Source organism: Methanobrevibacter sp., from assembly GCF_017447225.1.
Taxonomy (GTDB): domain Archaea; phylum Methanobacteriota; class Methanobacteria; order Methanobacteriales; family Methanobacteriaceae; genus Methanocatella.
In genome coordinates, this window is record NZ_JAFSNZ010000018.1 from 1 (window position 1) to 17714 (window position 17714).

22 protein-coding genes and 4 tRNA genes are annotated in these 17714 nt (G+C 36.3%); 6 read left to right on the forward strand and 20 right to left on the reverse strand.

Translation table 11 applies throughout. The annotated features are described in order from the left end of the window. Positions 1-3: 3 nt before the first annotated feature. The 4 genes from IJQ68_RS01495 to IJQ68_RS01510 all read right to left on the reverse strand — a co-directional run bounded on the left by IJQ68_RS01495 (position 4) and on the right by IJQ68_RS01510 (position 513). A tRNA-Asp gene (locus IJQ68_RS01495) sits at positions 4-75 on the reverse strand. 131 nt (positions 76-206) lie between these two features. After that, a tRNA-Tyr gene (locus IJQ68_RS01500) sits at positions 207-280 on the reverse strand. Between the two features lie 6 nt (positions 281-286). Continuing rightward, positions 287-361: transfer RNA gene (locus IJQ68_RS01505), tRNA-Pro, on the reverse strand. A 78-nt stretch (positions 362-439) separates the two neighbouring features. Next, positions 440-513: transfer RNA gene (locus tag IJQ68_RS01510), tRNA-Thr, on the reverse strand. Between the two features lie 118 nt (positions 514-631). Here IJQ68_RS01510 and thiM point away from each other — a divergent pair. Then, the gene (gene thiM / locus IJQ68_RS01515) at positions 632-1498 is read left to right on the forward strand and encodes a hydroxyethylthiazole kinase (RefSeq protein ID WP_292796045.1); all 867 of its coding nucleotides are present in this window, start codon (positions 632-634) and stop codon (positions 1496-1498) included. Continuing rightward, positions 1495-2115 (forward strand): thiamine phosphate synthase, encoded by a 621-nt coding sequence (thiE, locus tag IJQ68_RS01520; RefSeq protein ID WP_292796047.1) that lies wholly within the window; start codon positions 1495-1497, stop codon positions 2113-2115. Before thiM ends, thiE begins: the two co-directional genes overlap by 4 nt. On the opposite strand, the gene IJQ68_RS01525 is transcribed toward thiE, so the two are convergent. The 5 genes from IJQ68_RS01525 to IJQ68_RS01545 are packed head-to-tail and all read right to left on the reverse strand — an operon-like array spanning position 2112 to position 5800. Next, positions 2112-3329, reverse strand: a complete 1218-nt coding sequence (locus IJQ68_RS01525; RefSeq protein ID WP_292796049.1) for a phosphoglycerate kinase — start codon at positions 3327-3329, stop codon at positions 2112-2114. The two genes, thiE and IJQ68_RS01525, sit on opposite strands and share 4 nt — an antisense overlap. 12 nt (positions 3330-3341) lie before the next feature. After that, a complete protein-coding gene (gene tpiA, locus IJQ68_RS01530) occupies positions 3342-4010 on the reverse strand; it encodes a triose-phosphate isomerase (RefSeq protein ID WP_292796051.1) in 669 nt (222 codons plus the stop codon). A gap of 47 nt (positions 4011-4057) precedes the next feature. Further along, positions 4058-4933, reverse strand: coding sequence for a site-specific DNA-methyltransferase (locus IJQ68_RS01535; protein WP_292796053.1), 876 nt, complete (start codon positions 4931-4933; stop codon positions 4058-4060). Position 4934: 1 nt separating this feature from the next. After that, positions 4935-5444, reverse strand: coding sequence for a hypothetical protein (locus IJQ68_RS01540; protein WP_292796055.1), 510 nt, complete (start codon positions 5442-5444; stop codon positions 4935-4937). Positions 5445-5464: 20 nt separating this feature from the next. Further along, positions 5465-5800, reverse strand: coding sequence for a hypothetical protein (locus tag IJQ68_RS01545; protein WP_292796058.1), 336 nt, complete (start codon positions 5798-5800; stop codon positions 5465-5467). A 141-nt stretch (positions 5801-5941) separates the two neighbouring features. Between IJQ68_RS01545 and twy1 the strand changes: the two genes are divergently transcribed. Next, the gene (twy1, locus tag IJQ68_RS01550) at positions 5942-6859 is read left to right on the forward strand and encodes a 4-demethylwyosine synthase TYW1 (RefSeq protein ID WP_292796060.1); all 918 of its coding nucleotides are present in this window, start codon (positions 5942-5944) and stop codon (positions 6857-6859) included. A 10-nt stretch (positions 6860-6869) separates the two neighbouring features. On the opposite strand, the gene IJQ68_RS01555 is transcribed toward twy1, so the two are convergent. Continuing rightward, on the reverse strand, positions 6870-7127 hold the full coding sequence (locus IJQ68_RS01555; protein ID WP_292796062.1) for a hypothetical protein: 258 nt from the start codon (positions 7125-7127) through the stop codon (positions 6870-6872). A 200-nt stretch (positions 7128-7327) separates the two neighbouring features. Here IJQ68_RS01555 and IJQ68_RS01560 point away from each other — a divergent pair, with 200 nt between their 5' ends. Beyond that, positions 7328-8044 carry a DUF4012 domain-containing protein gene (locus IJQ68_RS01560; RefSeq protein ID WP_292796065.1) on the forward strand — a complete coding sequence of 239 codons (717 nt, stop codon included), beginning with the start codon at positions 7328-7330 and terminating at the stop codon, positions 8042-8044. A gap of 62 nt (positions 8045-8106) precedes the next feature. Here the strand turns inward: IJQ68_RS01560 and IJQ68_RS01565 are convergent, their stop codons facing one another. From IJQ68_RS01565 to IJQ68_RS01590, 6 genes are read right to left on the reverse strand one after another with little or no spacing between them, the layout of a single operon-like run. Continuing rightward, the gene (locus IJQ68_RS01565) at positions 8107-8766 is read right to left on the reverse strand and encodes a flavodoxin family protein (protein WP_292796068.1); all 660 of its coding nucleotides are present in this window, start codon (positions 8764-8766) and stop codon (positions 8107-8109) included. 2 nt (positions 8767-8768) lie between these two features. Continuing rightward, positions 8769-9881: an ADP-forming succinate--CoA ligase subunit beta gene (gene sucC, locus IJQ68_RS01570; protein WP_292796070.1), complete on the reverse strand. Its 1113-nt coding sequence runs from the start codon at positions 9879-9881 to the stop codon at positions 8769-8771. Between the two features lie 13 nt (positions 9882-9894). Further along, complete coding sequence (locus tag IJQ68_RS01575; protein ID WP_292796073.1) at positions 9895-10440, reverse strand: 2-oxoacid:ferredoxin oxidoreductase subunit gamma; 546 nt, start codon at positions 10438-10440, stop codon at positions 9895-9897. After that, the gene (locus tag IJQ68_RS01580) at positions 10440-11297 is read right to left on the reverse strand and encodes a 2-oxoacid:ferredoxin oxidoreductase subunit beta (protein ID WP_292796075.1); all 858 of its coding nucleotides are present in this window, start codon (positions 11295-11297) and stop codon (positions 10440-10442) included. The genes IJQ68_RS01575 and IJQ68_RS01580 overlap by 1 nt, the downstream gene beginning before the upstream one ends. Further along, positions 11298-12428, reverse strand: a complete 1131-nt coding sequence (locus IJQ68_RS01585) for a 2-oxoacid:acceptor oxidoreductase subunit alpha (protein ID WP_292796077.1) — start codon at positions 12426-12428, stop codon at positions 11298-11300. It lies immediately after the preceding gene. Positions 12429-12436: 8 nt separating this feature from the next. Beyond that, positions 12437-12700, reverse strand: coding sequence for a ferredoxin family protein (locus tag IJQ68_RS01590; RefSeq protein WP_292796080.1), 264 nt, complete (start codon positions 12698-12700; stop codon positions 12437-12439). Between the two features lie 139 nt (positions 12701-12839). On the opposite strand from IJQ68_RS01590, the gene IJQ68_RS01595 reads away from it, so the two are divergent. Next, positions 12840-13331: a fumarate hydratase C-terminal domain-containing protein gene (locus IJQ68_RS01595; protein ID WP_292796083.1), complete on the forward strand. Its 492-nt coding sequence runs from the start codon at positions 12840-12842 to the stop codon at positions 13329-13331. Positions 13332-13394: 63 nt separating this feature from the next. Here IJQ68_RS01595 and IJQ68_RS01600 read toward each other — a convergent pair whose 3' ends face one another. Next, on the reverse strand, positions 13395-14132 hold the full coding sequence (locus IJQ68_RS01600; RefSeq protein WP_292796085.1) for a peptidylprolyl isomerase: 738 nt from the start codon (positions 14130-14132) through the stop codon (positions 13395-13397). Between the two features lie 141 nt (positions 14133-14273). Between IJQ68_RS01600 and IJQ68_RS01605 the strand changes: the two genes are divergently transcribed. Beyond that, the gene (locus IJQ68_RS01605; RefSeq protein ID WP_292796088.1) at positions 14274-15368 is read left to right on the forward strand and encodes a DUF763 domain-containing protein; all 1095 of its coding nucleotides are present in this window, start codon (positions 14274-14276) and stop codon (positions 15366-15368) included. On the opposite strand, the gene IJQ68_RS01610 is transcribed toward IJQ68_RS01605, so the two are convergent. The 3 genes from IJQ68_RS01610 to IJQ68_RS01620 all read right to left on the reverse strand — a co-directional run bounded on the left by IJQ68_RS01610 (position 15365) and on the right by IJQ68_RS01620 (position 17507). Beyond that, positions 15365-15904, reverse strand: a complete 540-nt coding sequence (locus tag IJQ68_RS01610; RefSeq protein ID WP_292796090.1) for a tRNA (cytidine(56)-2'-O)-methyltransferase — start codon at positions 15902-15904, stop codon at positions 15365-15367. The two genes, IJQ68_RS01605 and IJQ68_RS01610, sit on opposite strands and share 4 nt — an antisense overlap. Before the next feature lie 12 nt (positions 15905-15916). After that, on the reverse strand, positions 15917-16699 hold the full coding sequence (cobS, locus tag IJQ68_RS01615; protein WP_292796092.1) for an adenosylcobinamide-GDP ribazoletransferase: 783 nt from the start codon (positions 16697-16699) through the stop codon (positions 15917-15919). Between the two features lie 94 nt (positions 16700-16793). After that, on the reverse strand, positions 16794-17507 hold the full coding sequence (locus IJQ68_RS01620; protein WP_292796095.1) for a tRNA threonylcarbamoyladenosine dehydratase: 714 nt from the start codon (positions 17505-17507) through the stop codon (positions 16794-16796). Positions 17508-17714 lie beyond the last annotated feature (207 nt).

The window sequence follows — 17714 nt, forward strand, 5'->3', positions numbered from 1 at the left end:
AAGCGCCCTGGCCGGGATTTGAACCCGAGTCGCGGGCTCGACAGGCCCACATGATAGCCCCTACACCACCAGGGCAACCAAAACTTAAATAGTATATGTGCAATAATACACTACCAATTACTATAATTTTCATCATATATAAACCTTTTGGAAAAAGTATAGATTTCACCAAAAATCATATGCGAAAAATTATAAATAAATTGAAATCCCGCCTGCCGGACTTGAACCAGCAACATTTGGATCTACAGTCCAACGCTCTGCCAAATTGAGCTAAGGCGGGTAAAGATGGGTCCGCCCGGATTTGAACCGGAGTCTCAGGCTCCCAAAGCCCAAAGGATCGACCAAGCTACCCTACGGTCCCATCAACATACAACATATTATAGTTTACATTTCTTGATATATAAATGTATCTAAAAATGAAACTTGAAAAATATCAAAAAGCCCCGGGCGGGAATTGAACCCGCGACCACCAGATTACAAGTCTGGCGCTCTACCAGACTGAGCCACCGAGGCATGATGATACTAATTAATGTAACATTTTATTGTTTATTAAATGTTATTTAAATACTTTTCGTAAAATAGGACAAATAAACAAAATTTTTATATATAATATAATTTATAATTAATAATCATGACAAATAATGAAAACGAAATTCTTAAAAGAATACCTAAAGTATTGGAAGAATTAAGGGTAAAAACTCCATTAACCCAGTGCATTACCAATTTTGTTACAGTAAATGACTGTGCTAATGCAGTTCTGGCAATTGGGGGATCACCTATAATGGCTGACGATCCACAAGAAGTAGCTGAAATTGTAAATATTGCCGATGCATTAGTGATAAACATAGGGACAGTAAGAAAAGAGCAAATCGAAGCAATGAAAATAAGCTCAAAACAGGCAAATAAAACAAATACACCAATAACATTAGACCCTGTGGGTGTGGGCATCAGTGAAGTTAGAAATACCACCACAGTCGATTTGATTAAAAACAATGACATTACAGCAATTCGTGGGAATATAACTGAAATAAAAACCATATCAAAATTATTCAATGTGATTGACGATACAAATACTGCAAAAGGCGTGGATGTTTGTGACGATGACATTATTACTGAAGACAATCTGAAAGCAAATGGAAACATCATAGCAAAAACTGCAGAAAAATTAAACACAGTAATATTGGCAAGTGGTCCAATAGACATTTTAAGTGATGGAAAAACAACAATTGCCATTTATGGTGGAGATGATATGATGCCATTGATAACAGGTAGCGGATGCATGTTATCTTCTATTGTAGGAAGTTGTGTTGGCGCTGCAGATGCATTTGATGGTACATTACTGGCAATTTTAGCAATGAATAAAGCTGGTGAAAAAGCAAGAGCAAAAGTTGATGAAAACAACTTAGGAACCGGATCATTCAGAGCATTTTTAATTGATGCATTATACAATACTGATGCGGAAGAATTAGTTAGTCAATCTAAAATTGAGATATTATGAAAAATATAGATTTATCTCTTTATCTCGTTACTGATAACAGCGATGATGAAGAAAAATTCCTGAAAACAATTGAAGAAGCTATTTTAGGTGGTGTCAAAGTAGTTCAAATCAGAGAAAAGACTGCGGATACATTAGACTTTTATAATCTTGCACTTAAAGTAAAAGAAATCACTGAAAAGTACAATGTTGATTTGATAATCAATGACCGTGTTGATGTCGCTTTGGCTATTGATGCTGACGGCGTTCATGTGGGACAAAGTGACATGCCCTGTGATGTGACGCGCAGATTAATTGGCGAAGATAAAATATTGGGCGTTTCAGCTGCAACAATCGAAGAAGCTAAAAAAGCAGAAAATGATGGTGCAGATTATATTGGTACTGGAGCAGTATTTCCAACAGCAACTAAAGATGATGCTCCAAGTATTTCAAAAAAAGACCTGATTGATGTGGTCAACTCAATCAATATTCCGGTTGTTGCAATCGGAGGAATAAATTTAGAAAATGCTTGTGAATTAAAAGATACTGGAATAGCAGGATTATCTGTAGTTAGTGCAATAATGGGTGCAGACAATCCTAGAAAAGCATCTGAAGAGCTATTAAAAATATTTAATAGCTAATCTTTACTTTTTTTTAAAGCTTCGACAGCAGCTAACTTTTTACCTGCCAGCATACTGATACAAGCTCCGCCACCACTACTTAAATGACTCATTTGATCTTCCAATCCGAGTCCTGCAGTAGCAGCAGCAATATGGCCTCCACCAATTAATGAAAATCCTTCTGATGAAGCCATAGCATTAATCAAATCTTCTGTTCCCATTGCAAATTTAGGATCTTCAAATACACCAGCAGGCCCGTTTGCAAAAATGGTTTTAGCGTTTCTTATTTCATTTGCATAATAAGCAATAGTTTTAACGCCTATATCAAAAATAGATTCGTTAGGAATTTCATCAATATCAATATCCACCCTTTCGCCATCCCCATCGATAGCTATATCTAAAGGATATTTAACTTTATCACCAAATCTTTCAATTAAATCTTTAGATTTTGCAACCATATCTTCATATCCACGGCTTGCAATGAAATCCTTATTAACCTGTCCAATATCGACCCCGGCAGCCCACATTACAATATTTGCTACAATACCTGTTGTCAATATTGAATCGGCAGTCCCATTACTTAATACATTTTCCATAACATCAATGGAATCATCAGGTTTCATTCCTCCAAGCAGGAACACACATGGATGCTGAACATTATCCAAAGCGTTTTGAATCACAGTCAATTCCTCTTCCATTACACGTCCCGCTGCAGAAGGAGTATTAACAGTGAATCCGACAAGTGATGCCTGTGAACGGTGAGCAGCCGCAAATGCATCATTTACAAAATAATCAATTAATGGAGTGAGTTCCCTTACAAGAATTGTTTTGGATTGCTCCAATGGTGTTCTTGAAAGTGACTCTTCAGAGAAAAACCTTACATTTTCAAGTAAAAGAATTTCATGAGCTTTTAAATTACGAATAGCTTCTTTTGCAGATGCAGAAAATATTGAATCCACATATTTAACTCTTAAATTTAAAATATTGGACAAAGCTTCGGCATGTTGGGATAATGTAGTAAAATCCTTTTTGCCGGGACGGCTTTGGTGTGCAAGAATAACGACACGTGCTCCTTTTTTTGATAATTCCTTAATCGTTTGAGCGTGCAATTTTAATCGGGTATCATCCAAAATAATTCCGGAACCGGGATCAACTGGAGAGTTTACATCGATACGTACAAGCACAGTTTTATCTTCAATATCAAAATCATCAATTGTATTAAAATTAACAGACATACTCCCACTCATCTATAATTTGCTTACAAGGTCAAGTAATGCGTCTTTTGGACTTTCGGCTTTAATGATACCGGAAGCAAGCAATACACCATCTGCTCCCAAATCCATAGCTGCCTTCATATCATCACCGTTAGTGATTCCGGCACCACATAATACTTTAACGTTCTTATTAATCTCTTTTACACCTTTTACACTGTCTTCAACAACTTCAGGTTGTGCTTGAGATACAGGTATGCCTGTTCCAATGAGTTCAGGTGGCTCTACAGCAACAGCGTCAGGATTTAAGCTGGCAACAGCCTTACTTGTTGCAATATTATTGGTACAAACACAGGATTTTATTTCATTTTGTTTGCATAACTGAATAACTTCATCGATATCTGCAAGCTGCATTCTTTTTTCAGAATGATTTATTAAAGAACCTGAAATTCCGGCTTCAATTAATGTTTCAATTAGATTTGCGCCGGTGTGGCCGCCCGGAGATATTGGATCAATATGTTGAGCATAAATAGGAAGGGAAGTTTCATCGCTGATTCTATAGATATCAGCTGCCTGAGGAACTGCAACCATTGTAATGCCAGACTCTGCAGAAGCACTTTCCAAATCCCTTGCAAGATTTAAAGCATTCAAACCACTTGATTCCAAATAAGTTTTATAATTTAATATCACTATTGGCGTATTCATAATATCCCCATTATTGACTTATTGTATTATATATTTAGAATACATTATTAAAAAGACTTATGATTGGAAATTCGTCTTTTAGACAAGTCGATATAATCCTTATTAATATCATAACCAATATAATAACGATTATTTTGAATGGCTGCAAGACATGTAGTCCCACTACCACAAAAAGGGTCTAAAATAACATCGTTTTCATAACTATACAAATTAATTAGTCTATGAGGTAATTCAACTGGAAACGGTGCTGGATGACCTACTCTTTTAGCATTTACTGCAGGAAAAGTCCATACGCTTTTTGTCCATTGGATGAAATCCTCTTTAGAGATTGTGTCTAGTTTTGTTTGGGATTTGTTTTTAGAGTAGGATTCCTTTGAAAAAACCAGAATATACTCATGATAATCTCTCAGTACAGGGTTTGAGGCAGACATCCAGCTGCCCCAGGCACATGATCCTCCTGCGCTGGCAGACTTATCCCAGATTATTTCTCCCCTCATCAAGAAACCTATTTTCAGCATGATGTTGATAACCAGCACGTGAAGAGGAATATATGGCTTTCTTCCGATATTTGCTATATTGATGCATGCCCTGCCTCCGGTGACCAGTTTTTTATATGTCTCGCTGAAAACAGATGTCAGAAGCTCTTCGTACTCAGACAGGGTCAAGTCATTGTCATATTCCTTTCCGACATTATATGGAGGGGATGTGACCATCAGATGAATGGAGTTATCAGGTATTTCATCCATATTTTCACTTGATTTAGCATATAATTTATTTAAATCTTTTTTGGGAATTCTTGTTTCTTTATATTCAACTTTTTTGGGAATTTCAAAGTCTTCAAAAAGCTTTGACGAATAGAATTCTTTTGAATCGTGGCTTTCCCTTAAAACTGAACCGAAAGATGAAGTTTTTGTTTTTCTCATGTTAAGACCTGTTAATCATTTGTAGGAATTTCAAACCTTTGTTCTGATAGGTATTTTCATAATTTGCAATTTCGATTATTTTTCCCAGCTGTTGAGGGCTTTTCATACCTGAAAAGAAATTAAGGTTTTCACTGAACAATGAACTTAAGCTTTCATTCAGCTCGTCAATATCATCAAATCGGATAAAACCTCCATTTGGAGTGGTTTTTCTGGTATTTCCATGATTTAGAGGAAATGGATTCAACGACCAGAACCCCTGAATGATTCCTGCATTTTTCAGATAATCCGCCTTTTTGCAAAAACCGTTTGATAGCGGCGCATTGCCTATGACCACCAAAGGTATTTTAGAAGCCTTCAGACTGGATACTCTAATGTCAATGCATTTTCCTATTGCCTTTAGAATTGAATCTGATCGTGTAAAGCTCGGTTTTCCTTTGTGAGTTCTGTAATCTCCGATTTCAGTCAATTCATTAGTATTGACATCATAGCGCCAATTCCAAACAATGGACATCTTGACTTCAAATATTATTTTTACCTCTTCCGGCTTAATACTTTCTTGTTTTTTGTGGCAATGACCACGTCCGCCGGTGAATTGTAGGAAATGCCGATGGCAGGAATCTGTGCCTGCTGCATAACATGAAGGTCTTCATCAATAATTTCTCTTAAAATATCCGCAACCCATTTTTCGCTGAATTTGCCTATCAGTGAATTTCGAGACTGGAGAGTTGTCTTTTTACCCCGATAATTTTTCGGCCAGTATGCCAGAAAGTTTCCGTCGTCAGTCTGATTGAACAGCTGTTGTACCGATGCAAAATTCCTTGATTGTGTGAAAAATAACTTTTCTTGATTTTTGTTCCATAATTTCATGAATAATTAGTAAATAATTAAACATTTATATATTTTACTTATAAATAAATGAATAATTTTCATGTGAAAGCAATATTTACTTCAACTTGTAAAAATTCAATAAGTACTAATACTAACAAAACTAAAAATAACTTTGATTTTATGTCATTCAATAATAGTCAACAAGAAAGATTAGAAAAAAGCGGATACAGATTTGTAGGAAGTCATGGTCATGCAGCAGTCAAAACATGCCACTGGACTCGTCAAAGCATTGTGGATAAGGGAGTCTGCTATAAGGAAAAATTTTACGGCATCCAGTCCCACAGGTGTCTGCAGATGTCTCCAGCAGTTCCAAACTGCCAGCAGGAATGTGAATTCTGTTGGAGAGATCTGACTTACACCCAAACAGAATGGGAAGATGAGGAATATGATGATCCGAAAAGCATTGTTGACGGAGCAATTGAAGCACAGAATAACCTTTTGTGCGGATATTATGGTAATGACAAGGCAAACCCGAAAAAACTGGAAGAGATGAAAAAACCGACCAATGCAGCAATTTCCCTGGCCGGTGAACCGACACTCTATCCGAAAATCGATGAACTCATCGGCGAGTTCAACAGAAGGGATTTCACAACTTTTGTTGTCAGTAATGGCCAGTGCGTTGACCGATTGAGAAATCTGGAAAATGACCCTTACCAACTGTACCTTTCCTTGGATGCGCCTACAAGCAAAATATATGATGACTTATGCAGGCCAAGAATAAGCGATGCATGGGATAATTTAAATGAATCTCTCGAAACGCTTTCCACTTTCAACTCACGCACATGTATAAGAAACACCTGCGTTAAAGGGAGAAACATGGTTAATCCGGAAAAGTACGCTCAGCTGATAGATAAGGCAAACCCCGATTTTGTTGAAGTAAAAGCATACATGTTCGTTGGCTCATCACGTGAAAGATTAAGTCTTGAGAATATGCCAAGATTCAATGAAGTAAAAGAATTTGCTCAAAAAATCGCAGATGAATGCGGCAGAGAAATCACAAACGAGTCCGAAATAAGTCGTGTGGTTCTTTTGGAATAAAATAAATAGATTAAGGGTTTACTGCCTCATCAGCAGCCCCCATTGTAACTTTAATGCTATCTGACAGGTTAATTTCTGAAATCTTTTTTGAAGATTCTGATTTTGCTCCGTAATAAGCCTGGGCAAAATTCATTGTAATAAATATTACGTCCTTAAAATCTAAAATAAAATCATCTTCAGGGATTTTGTTTAAAATATCAACCAGTTCATTTGCAATATCACTGGATTCCAAATGTGTACCAAACTCAGCACCAATATTAATAAGCATAATTTTCACCTACATACATATTTGATTTTCATTATTAATTAAATTATATTAGTATCAAAAAACTGAAAAAATGAATTTTATGTTCATTTAAAAAAAATGTTTATATAATTTAAGTTACATATATTTGGATAATATAAAATTTATTTTTATATATGTATAATGACCTAATTCTTTAATAAAACGGAGAATGTGAAAATAAAATGAGAAGAAGAAAAAAACTGATAATTGCCATACTTTTAGTTATCCTTATAGGTTTATTGACGATTATAGCTGGAGCACTTATGGGAGGTCCGGATTTATCTGAAGAAAGTAAGAACATTTTAGTTTTGGCTTCAGATAAAGGAGAACAGCCTAACGGTGCAGTTGATATGGCATTTATGGTTCACTTGGAAAACGGATCCGTAGCAAATTATACTCCAATATATCCTGGAGGTAAAGCACACCCTACACAATCAGCGCCTGGAGGACTTAGCGGAAGGATGCTGTTGCACGACTGTCTTTGGGATGGAGCAAAACAGGGTATGCAATATGCTAAAGAAATTGTAGAGTATAATACAGGTATGCAAGCAGATGCAGTAGTTGTCGTATATACTGATGGTATTGATGCAGTCATTAATTCTGTAGCGCCGCTGGAAGTGGATGGTGAGCCTACCAACCTAAGCGCAGAAGACATCATACGTGAAAATGATGCATATAATGGATATCCTGGAAGTGAAAACGTTCAAGGAAACATGTCAAGGGGAGATGCAGTAATGGTATTAGTTAAAGCACTTGCTCAGGCTGCACAAGATCCTGCCAAAAAGAGTACAATGGTTCAAACCGCATTAGACCAATACTCAAAAGGAAACATCCTTATGACTCCTGAAGGTTCATTCACAAGATTACTTGCTACAAAAGGATTTGAAAGCTTTTTATAAATCTTTAAAGAATTTATTTCTTTAAAGAACTTTTTTTATTTAAAATTTTATTAAAAAAGAGATTAATCACCAATAGCTCTTTTAGCTATATTCTGACCAATTTTGAATGCTGATTGTAAATCATTTGGAAAACGTGTTTCCCTGATATGCCTTCTCTGCTTTTCATCAAACATATCGGACACATATCTTGAATAATCTTTAAACTGATAAGTTTCATGGACATAAAGATGTTCCGGCTTTGTAAATATTCTTTCTAAAGTGTTTTCATACCTGTCAAACAAATCATGATATCCTGACGAATAAGAATCCTCATCAGAAACATTCATTGTATATATGCAGGCCAAAGGCATTTTTTTATGATTTACTGTTTCAACATTGCTGTATGCAATGAAAGGAAACATGAACCTTTCCAGAAAGCATCTCATATTTCCTGTCAAATCACCGAAGTATACTGGTGAACCTAAAATTACACCATCCGCTTGGGTAATTTCGTTTAGTATAGGTTTGAAATCATCATTATAGACACAACGACCATAATGACGACCATTTACTTTTTTACAAGCAAAACAGCTTTTGCACCCATTGAAAGGAATATCATATAAGTCCACCCTTTCCACATCGGCCTCGGGAAGAATGGAGAGAACTCCTTCAAGGGATTTGTCCAAAAGCTCTGCAGTGCTGAAAGTTTTTCTAGGACTTCCGTTTATAGCAAAAAATTTCATTTTTATTTAGCCTTGATTTCATTACATAAGTCAACAGCTTTCTTAGCAGCCTTTTCCATTGAAATCTCATATGGAATACCTGCTTCTTCAAGAAGTCTTTGACCTTCTTCTTCGTTGGTTCCGGTCAATCTAATAACAATATGGATTTCCCGGTCTGAGTTTTCCAATGCCTTGATAACACCACGGGCAACATCATCAGCCTTGGTGATACCACCCAAAACATTTAAAAATACCACTTTAACAGGATCATAGTTTAAAACAATGTTTAAAGCCTGATTAATGATGTGTTCTGAAGCTCCACCACCAATATCCAAAAATGTTGCCGGTTCTCCACCATTAAGCTTAATCATGTCCATCGCAGTCAGTGTTAAACCTGCACCATTACCTATTACGGCAATGTCACCGTCCAATTTAACAAAGTCCACAGCTTTCTTCTTATAGTGAAGCATGTTAACTAAATCCTGGTGTCTGTACAATGCATCATTTTCAACTTCCATCTTAGCGTCAGCAGCGATTAATCCGTCAGGGGTTAAGACCAGAGGATTGATTTCTGCGATTTCACAGTCATACTTGTCGAATACATTGTATAATTTCCAAATCACATCACCCATTTGAGGGATCAGTTCGGAAGGAACATCCATTTTACGAGCGATTTCACGAGCTTCATATGGTAAAAAGTCAATTAAAGGTTGTGGGTAATATTTAATGATTTTTTCAGGATTTGTTTTTGCTAAATTTTCGATTTCAACCCCACCTTCCTTACTTACCATAATAAGAGGCCTTTTTTCTGACCTGTCTATGGAAATACTTAAGAAATATTCATTGATAATATCCGCTTTTTCTTCAATTAAGAGGTGTTTTACTTTTTCACCTTTAATTTCCATACCTAAAATTTCATCAGCAACTTTTAAAGCTTCACCAGGGTTGTCTGCAAATTTTACACCACCTGCTTTTCCTCTTCCTCCGGTTAAAACTTGTGCTTTGACTACTACAGGCACACCCATTTCAGAACAAATTGCAACAGCTTCCTCAGGGGAGTATGCAACGTTTCCTTCAAGGATCTTTATTCCTTCTTGATTAAAAATTTTTTTTGCTACGTTTTCGAAAAACCTCATAATATTCACCTATCTAAACTAAATTATATCCTGCTTCGAATGCCTTAATATTTTTCTCTTCAGTTCCTGCAGGAACACTGTCTTTAATAGCTTCAATAGCTGCATTCTGGGATATAACTTCTGTAATTTTTGTAATTGCTCCAACCATAACAATATTCGCTACGATTTTAAGACCGATTTCATCGTTTGCTGTCTGGGTAGCCGGAGCTTCATAAACTTTAATGTTGTGCTGGTCTATAAACTCACGAACATCTTCAATGTCAGTGGTTCCAGGATCAACAATCAAAGTACCTTCATCTTTTAAATCAACAATATATTTGATTAAAGCTTCATTAGACATAGCTACTAGGATATCCGGACTTTGCACTTTAGGATAATCGATTTCGCTATCGCTAACAACAACTTCACATTTTGAAGCTCCTCCACGAGCTTCAGGACCATAAGATTGAGTTTGAACAGCTTCATTCTTATCAAAGATACTTGCGGCTTTACCTACAATAATTCCTGCAAGAATTACTCCCTGACCTCCAAATCCACCGATTCTTATTTCAGTTCTCATTATAACTCCTCTTCATAAGCTGAATTGATTAACGTTTTTTTACCGAATTTCTCTTCACTGATTCTTTCAATGTTTTGAGTAAATTCAGGTCTTTGTGAATTTGCAAATTCTCCAACGACAATTTTGCCTTCCAAATCTTTTTTTCTCATCCTGTCAGCGGCTGATTTGAATACAGTATTCATTTTTAAAGTAACCGCCATAGCTGTTGGAGTTCTAAGTTTATTTTTACGGCCATAATATGTCGGACATTGGGTTACGACTTCAATGAAGGAAAAGCCCGGATTTTTAAGACCGTCCTTAATTGCTGTGACCAAGCTTTCAATCTGTATTGTGGTCCATCTTGCAGAGTATGTTGCACCTGCAGCTGCCACAAGTTCAGCCAAGTTAAACGGAGTGTCCATATTCCCATATGGTGCGGTAGTTCCGAAACTTCCTTTAGGGGAAGTAGGGCTGATTTGACCGCCTGTCATCCCATAAATATTATTGTTGATACAGATAACAGTTAAGTTAATATTTCTTCTGGCAGCATGAATTAAGTGATTACCGCCGATAGAAGCACAGTCACCATCACCAGTGAAAACAACTACATTCAAATCCTTATTGGCAGTTTTTAATCCTGTTGCAAAGCTTAATGCTCTACCGTGAGTTGTATGTAGTGAATCACAATCCATATAACCAGGAATTCTTGATGAACATCCAATACCGGAAACCATTGCAATATTATCAAAGTCCATTTCCGCCTTTTCCATACCCTGCAGGAAAGCATTCATAATAGTTCCGTTTCCGCATCCCGGACAGAAAATGTGTGGAAGTCTGTCTTCTCTCATGTACGGAGTAAATTTATTTTCTTGTGACATTTAATTTCCTCCTATTTCATTAATTTTGGATAATATTTCATCAGGAGTAGGCATAAGTCCGCCAACTTGACCCATAAGATATACATTTGCATCTCTTCTTAAGACACGGTCGACTTCATAAAACATTTGACCCAAGTTCAATTCGACAACAAGAACATCAGATGCATTTTTAGATAACTCCTTAACTTGCTCTTCAGGGAAAGGCCATGGAGTATCAAGTTTGATATAACCTACTTTTTTGCCTTCAGCCCTTGCCTTTTCAACCGCTTCTGAAGCAGATCTTACTGGAGCACCGTAAGATACAATGACAATGTCTGCATCCTCACAGTATTTTGATTGGACTGAGCATATTTTATCCCTGTTATTCAATACTTTGTCACATAACCTTTGGACTAATGCATCGTGAGTTTCGGGATCATTAGTATCAGGATAACCTCTTTCATCGTGAGTAAGGCCGGTTACATGAATATTAAATCCTTCTCCGAATGCAGGCATAGGGTTGGTTCCATTCTCAACATTTTTGAAAGGTAAAAAATTATCTTTATCTTCCGGCATTTGTCTTGCAACAATCTCAATATCATCATCAACAGTAATTTTTTCTCTCATGTGCCCGATTATTTCATCAGTCATCACAAAGACAGGAGTTCTGTACTGTTCAGCCAAATTAAATGCTTTTATAGTGAAATCAAAGAATTCCTGAACACTTGAAGGTGATAATGCTATCGGCTCATAATCCCCATGGGAACCCCAGCGGGCCTGCATCATATCTCCCTGCGCAGCCATTGTTGGCTGGCCTGTGGAAGGTGAACCCCTCTGAACGTCAATAATGACAATTGGAGTTTCAGTGATGAATGCATAACCGATATTTTCCTGCATTAAGGATAAACCAGGCCCTGATGTTGCAGTCATTGACTTTGTTCCTCCCCAGGAACCTCCGATAATAGCACCGGCAGATGCAATTTCGTCTTCCATCTGAACAAAAGATCCCCCTACTTTAGGAAGTTCACGGGATAAGGTTTCTGCAACTTCAGTGGATGGAGTAATAGGATAACCAGCAAAAAACCTACAACCAGCTTTTAGTGCGCCTTTTGCACAAGCCTCATTTCCTTGAATAAAAAATTCTTCTGACATTTTAACACCTATTTCCTCCCATTTGAAAACTTAGGATTGAAAGAATTGTCTTCTTTATCAACCCACCAATTTTTATTAATATCAACTGTGATAGCTTGGTCAGGACAAATTACCTCACAAACTCCACAAGCGGTGCACCTATCTTCAAAATTAACGTAAGGAAGCTGTACTCCTTTCTTATTAGTCTCAGAAGATATTGCATAAACATTTTTATAACACATAAATAAGCAAAGGTGGCAACCTTTACATAAATCTTCATTTATTATAATCAAAATTACAATCTCCTAAACAAATCATTAAATTATAATGTATACTATATTTGTTTTCAAACCTTTAAATAACTTATTGAAATCACAAGTTTTTTGGAAAAAATGAGAAAATTAAAATAAATTAAAAACGAAAAAATAAAATATGAAAAGAATAACTATTCCGGTAAACGAAAAGGACATATTATCACTTAATGTGGGGGATCAAATTTCCATTTCAGGTGAGATTTTTACCGGCCGTGATGCTGCACTTCCGCAGCTTGTTGAATTGATTAAACAGGACAAATTGGATTTTGACATTGAAGGTTCCGCCATAATGCACACTGCAGTAAGTGATGCGGGAATAGCTCCGACAACAAGCAATAAGGAAGAAATTGAATCAACAATACCATTTTTGAGTGAACATGGAGTAAAAATCCATATAGGCAAAGGAATGCTTCATGAAGATACCGTTCAATCATTAAAAGAAAATAATTCTATCTTTGTAATAACGCCACCTGTTGCAGCATTGCTGACAAGCAAAGTCCTTGAAAAAGAATGTTTACTATTTGAAAACGAAGGGATGGAAGCATTTTATAAGTTAAAAGTTGATAATATTCCGGGAATAGTTGCAGTCAGCAAAGGCGAAAGTATATAATTTTTAAAAAAAGTAAGGAATAGTTATTGTAAAATAACTTAAAAATTAATTAAAAAAGAAGATTTATTCTTCATCTTCTTCTTCATCAGCAGTTTCTTCTCTTTTTTCGAAAGCATCTACGAAATTAACTTTGGTAACTTCTTCGATGTTTTCCCAAATGTCTTTAGCTATTCTGAATCTTGCAAAGGTAATGTCCATGTAAGATTGTTGATCGAATTTAGCCATTTCATCTAATTGAATGCTTACAACACCGTCTTCAATAGAGATTTCGGTTTTTTCTAAATCGACATTAGGGTTAGCGTAGTGTAACTCAATCATACTTTTGATTTTTTCTTCGTTGTCTTCGATGATTTCAGTTACTTCAACATCGTAAATTAAGTCTTTTCCTGCTAACGGGTGGTTGAAATCTACTTTTACTCTTCCGCCGTTAACGGTTAAGATTCTACCTTCTCCACCTTCAGCTGAAATCCTCATGCCAGGGTATGGGGTCATACCTTGTTTTTTGAATTCTTTCATTGGGATTAATTGTATAGCTTTAGGGTCACGAGGACCGAATGCGTCGTCACTTTCTACTTCAACAGTTTTACGTTCACCTGCTTCAAGTCCAACAATTTCTTCTTCAATTGCAGGTAATAAGTGGTTTCCTCCAACTACGATTGGAATTGGTTTGTAAGTTTTGTTTTCATCAAAAATTTCAGCTTCTTGAGCTATTTCATCATAAGTAGTATCGAATACTTCGTCATTTTCTTTTATTTTACCAGTAAAATTTACACGAACAAAATCGCCGTCTTTAATTGCCATAATAATAACGCTCCTATAATAAATTAATAAACATTATAACATTAATAACTATGTAATATACTACTTAATAAAGTTTCGTTTTTGAATACTGTTCACATGCTCTCACCAGATTTATTAATTAAATCTAACAAAATTCAATATATGCAAAGACGAGGAGCAGTTAATTTGCCGTTGCATGGAGGGCATCCTCCAAGATGGCTATTTTCAAGGATGGTGGAACTTTCAGGAGCGCTAACTTCAGTCATCATTGAAGAGTACAGTCTGAATGAATTTATCCGTAGAATATCAAATCCATACTGGTTTCAGGCATTCTCCTGCGTTTTAGGTTTCGACTGGCATTCCTCAGGAACTACTACGACAACAATGGGTGCACTGAAAGAGTCATTATCTCCAGAAGAGCATGGAATCTACCTAAGCGGAGGTAAAGGTGCCAAATCACGTAAGACACCAGAGGGAATTGCTCATGCAGGCGAGATATTCAATCTGAAAAGCAAAACCACTGAAAAATTGATTGAAACAAGCAAATTATCTGCAAAAATTGACAATTCATGCATTCAGGACGGATACACATTATATCAGCATAACTTTTTTGTAACAGAAAAGGGAGACTGGGCAGTTATACAGCAGGGAATGAACACCGACAACAAATATGCCCGCCGTTACCATTGGATGGGTGAAGAAGTTGATGATCTGCTCTTGGATCCTCACAGTGGAATATCCTGTGACATGAAAACACCAGATACATTAAATATGACTGACAAGCAAAGCAAACAAGCTCAAAAAATCAGTGTTGATTTGATTAATGACAATCCAGATCATTTGAGACAGTATTTTAAAAGAAAAGATAATCAGATGCTTTTGGAAGACTTTTCAATGCCATCTCATCATCCAGTACTTGATATGGATATTTCAGACAAGGAATTTGAAGTTTTAAAAAATGCCTGGGAAATACAGCCTGAAAACTATGAGGAACTGATTTTGCTTCGAGGAATTGGTCCCAAAAAAATCAGAGCTCTGGCATTAATATCCGATCTGGTTTATGGTGAGCCTGCAAGCTGGAGGGATCCTGTAAAATACAGCTTTACCCATGGAGGAAAGGACGGATTTCCATATCCAGTGGATAAGGAAGTTTATGATAATTCAATCCAAACAATAAAAGACGCTCTTGACCAGGCAAAAATAAAAAAAGATGAAAAACTGAAAGCCATTAAAAGATTGGATGATTTTATATCCTAACGGTTTTCATCATGAATATTAACGTTTTTTCCGTGTGCTGTAGGTATAACTTCAAGCACAGGATTTTCGAATTCCAAATCGAATTCCTTACCGTCCATCAGCAAATGCTGGAAAACAGCTAGTGAGGACACTTCAGAATGCGGCTGGGTTGTGACAGACACGTTCCAGTCAGCAGCCTTATAAACCTTTCCGGGAACTTTTGAACCGCCAACAATAATTAAAATATCACTGCCATCCTGTCTGACTTCCGGAGCCACTTCATGAGCCTGAGACCCATACATTGTCAGGTGAACTACTTTTCCACCATTCTTTTTCCAGTTATTGATTACACCCATATAAGAATCAGTATGTTCTATTTCAAAGTTTCCGCCGAATCTTTTGGCAGTATCTCTTACATTATCCATTAATTTGTTGTCTTCTTCACCCGCAAGATAGATTTTGCTTGCGCCGAATGCACGGGCAGTCAGACATACATGAGTAGTAATACGAGTATCTCTTTTTAACCTATGATCCAATCTTAAAACATTGACATTCATTTTATCACCAAATTATAAAAAATATAGAGCTATTGACATGAAAAGCAATGCCATGAGTCTTCCGACTTCATTGCTCATGCCCAAAACATCACCATTTGCAACATTGAAATTTCTTCTGGCAATTACGGATATTATGAAACCTGCAAATATAGCTCCTAAAAGTCCGATTAATCCAACAACTCCACCCAATAAAAATGCGATTATCGCCACGATTACAGTGGACAGTGCATAATTAAAAGAGTTTGTTGATAATATGAAATAGCTTCCAATACCCGGAGTTAACGGCTCTGATGTTAAGGCTGTCGTTAAAAGTGAGCTTTTAGCCACCATTTCACAAATAACTATTCCTATTAAGAAATTATAATCTAAAACATTATTGATTCCGGCAATCGTAAGTGAAGCTACCAGAAATAATGTTGCAATACCTCCCGCACCGACAGAGGAATCCTTTACGACACTCATCTTCTTTTCTGGATTTCCATGAACCATAACTCCGTCAGCCATATCCATTACCCCATCAAGATGATTATAACCTGTTATCAGCATTAAAAACGCATAAACCAGAACCGCTGTGAAAAGTGCATTAAGATGGAGCATTTCTCCACTGATGAATCCGCAGACAGCTGCAAGAACGCCAATAATCAAATGCAGGAATGGCCAGCACCAGGTCAGGCGTGTCATATATTCAATTGAGGTGAATACATTTATTGGAAGTATTGTTGAAAAAGTAAGTAATCCTAAAAGTGATTTGATAGGAGAAAATCCTTCTTCTGTAAAATAATCATCATTTTCCATTTTTTATTCCTCAAACATTAGAATTATTTATTTCCTTTTAGTGAATTATATGCTCAACATGATATATTATTCTTATCATTTATGAAAACAGCATTTAAGTTTTGGCGATTATATCTTTTATCACTTCACCGGCAATTATCAATCCCGCAACAGACGGCACGAAGGAAATACTGCCTTTTACTTTATATTTTCTGTCCTGATTAATGGCACAGTCGTTTGTGTTTATTGGATGTTCCTTGGAATAGACCACTTTTAATTTTTCTATATTTCTTTTTCTAAGGTCTTTTTTCATTATTCTGGCAAGAGGACATACTGAGGTTTCATAAATGTCAGCCACTTCAAACATTGTTGGATCCAATTTGTTTCCTGTTCCCATGGAAGAGATGACCGGAACGTTAATGGCATCACAATTGCATATGATTGCTATTTTGGCAAGTATCGTGTCAACACAGTCAACGGCGTAGGACAAATCCTCTGTAATGACATCAATTTCCGAATCGGCCAAATAAAATTCCTTATAGACTTCAACATTTGCATTGGGATTAATATCCAGAATCCTTTCCTTCATCAAATCGACTTTATCTCTGCCGACAGTTTTTGTTGTTGCAATCAATTGTCTGTTAATATTGCTTTCATCTATTTTATCAAAGTCCACAAGAATAAAATTGCCTATTCCGCTTCTGGCAAGTCCTTCGCAGACAAAGGATCCTACGCCACCAATACCGAAAATTGCAACCTTAGCATCTTTTAATTTTTCCATTCCTTCATTTCCAACTAACATTTCTGTTCTTGAAAATTTCTCATCCATTTACACTCACCAAAAAATTTTATTTAAGTTGATTCATATAATAATTTATAGTCTTTTACTTAAATGTTTGTACCATTTTTGTAAAATTATTCTTGGGCAGTTAATACCTGTGTATTAAGATTTACCAAGCTATCTCCCATTGACTTATGGGTTCAGTGAAAAAATATTTTTTTTCACGCTGTTGTATGATTTGTTATTCGTAGTCCT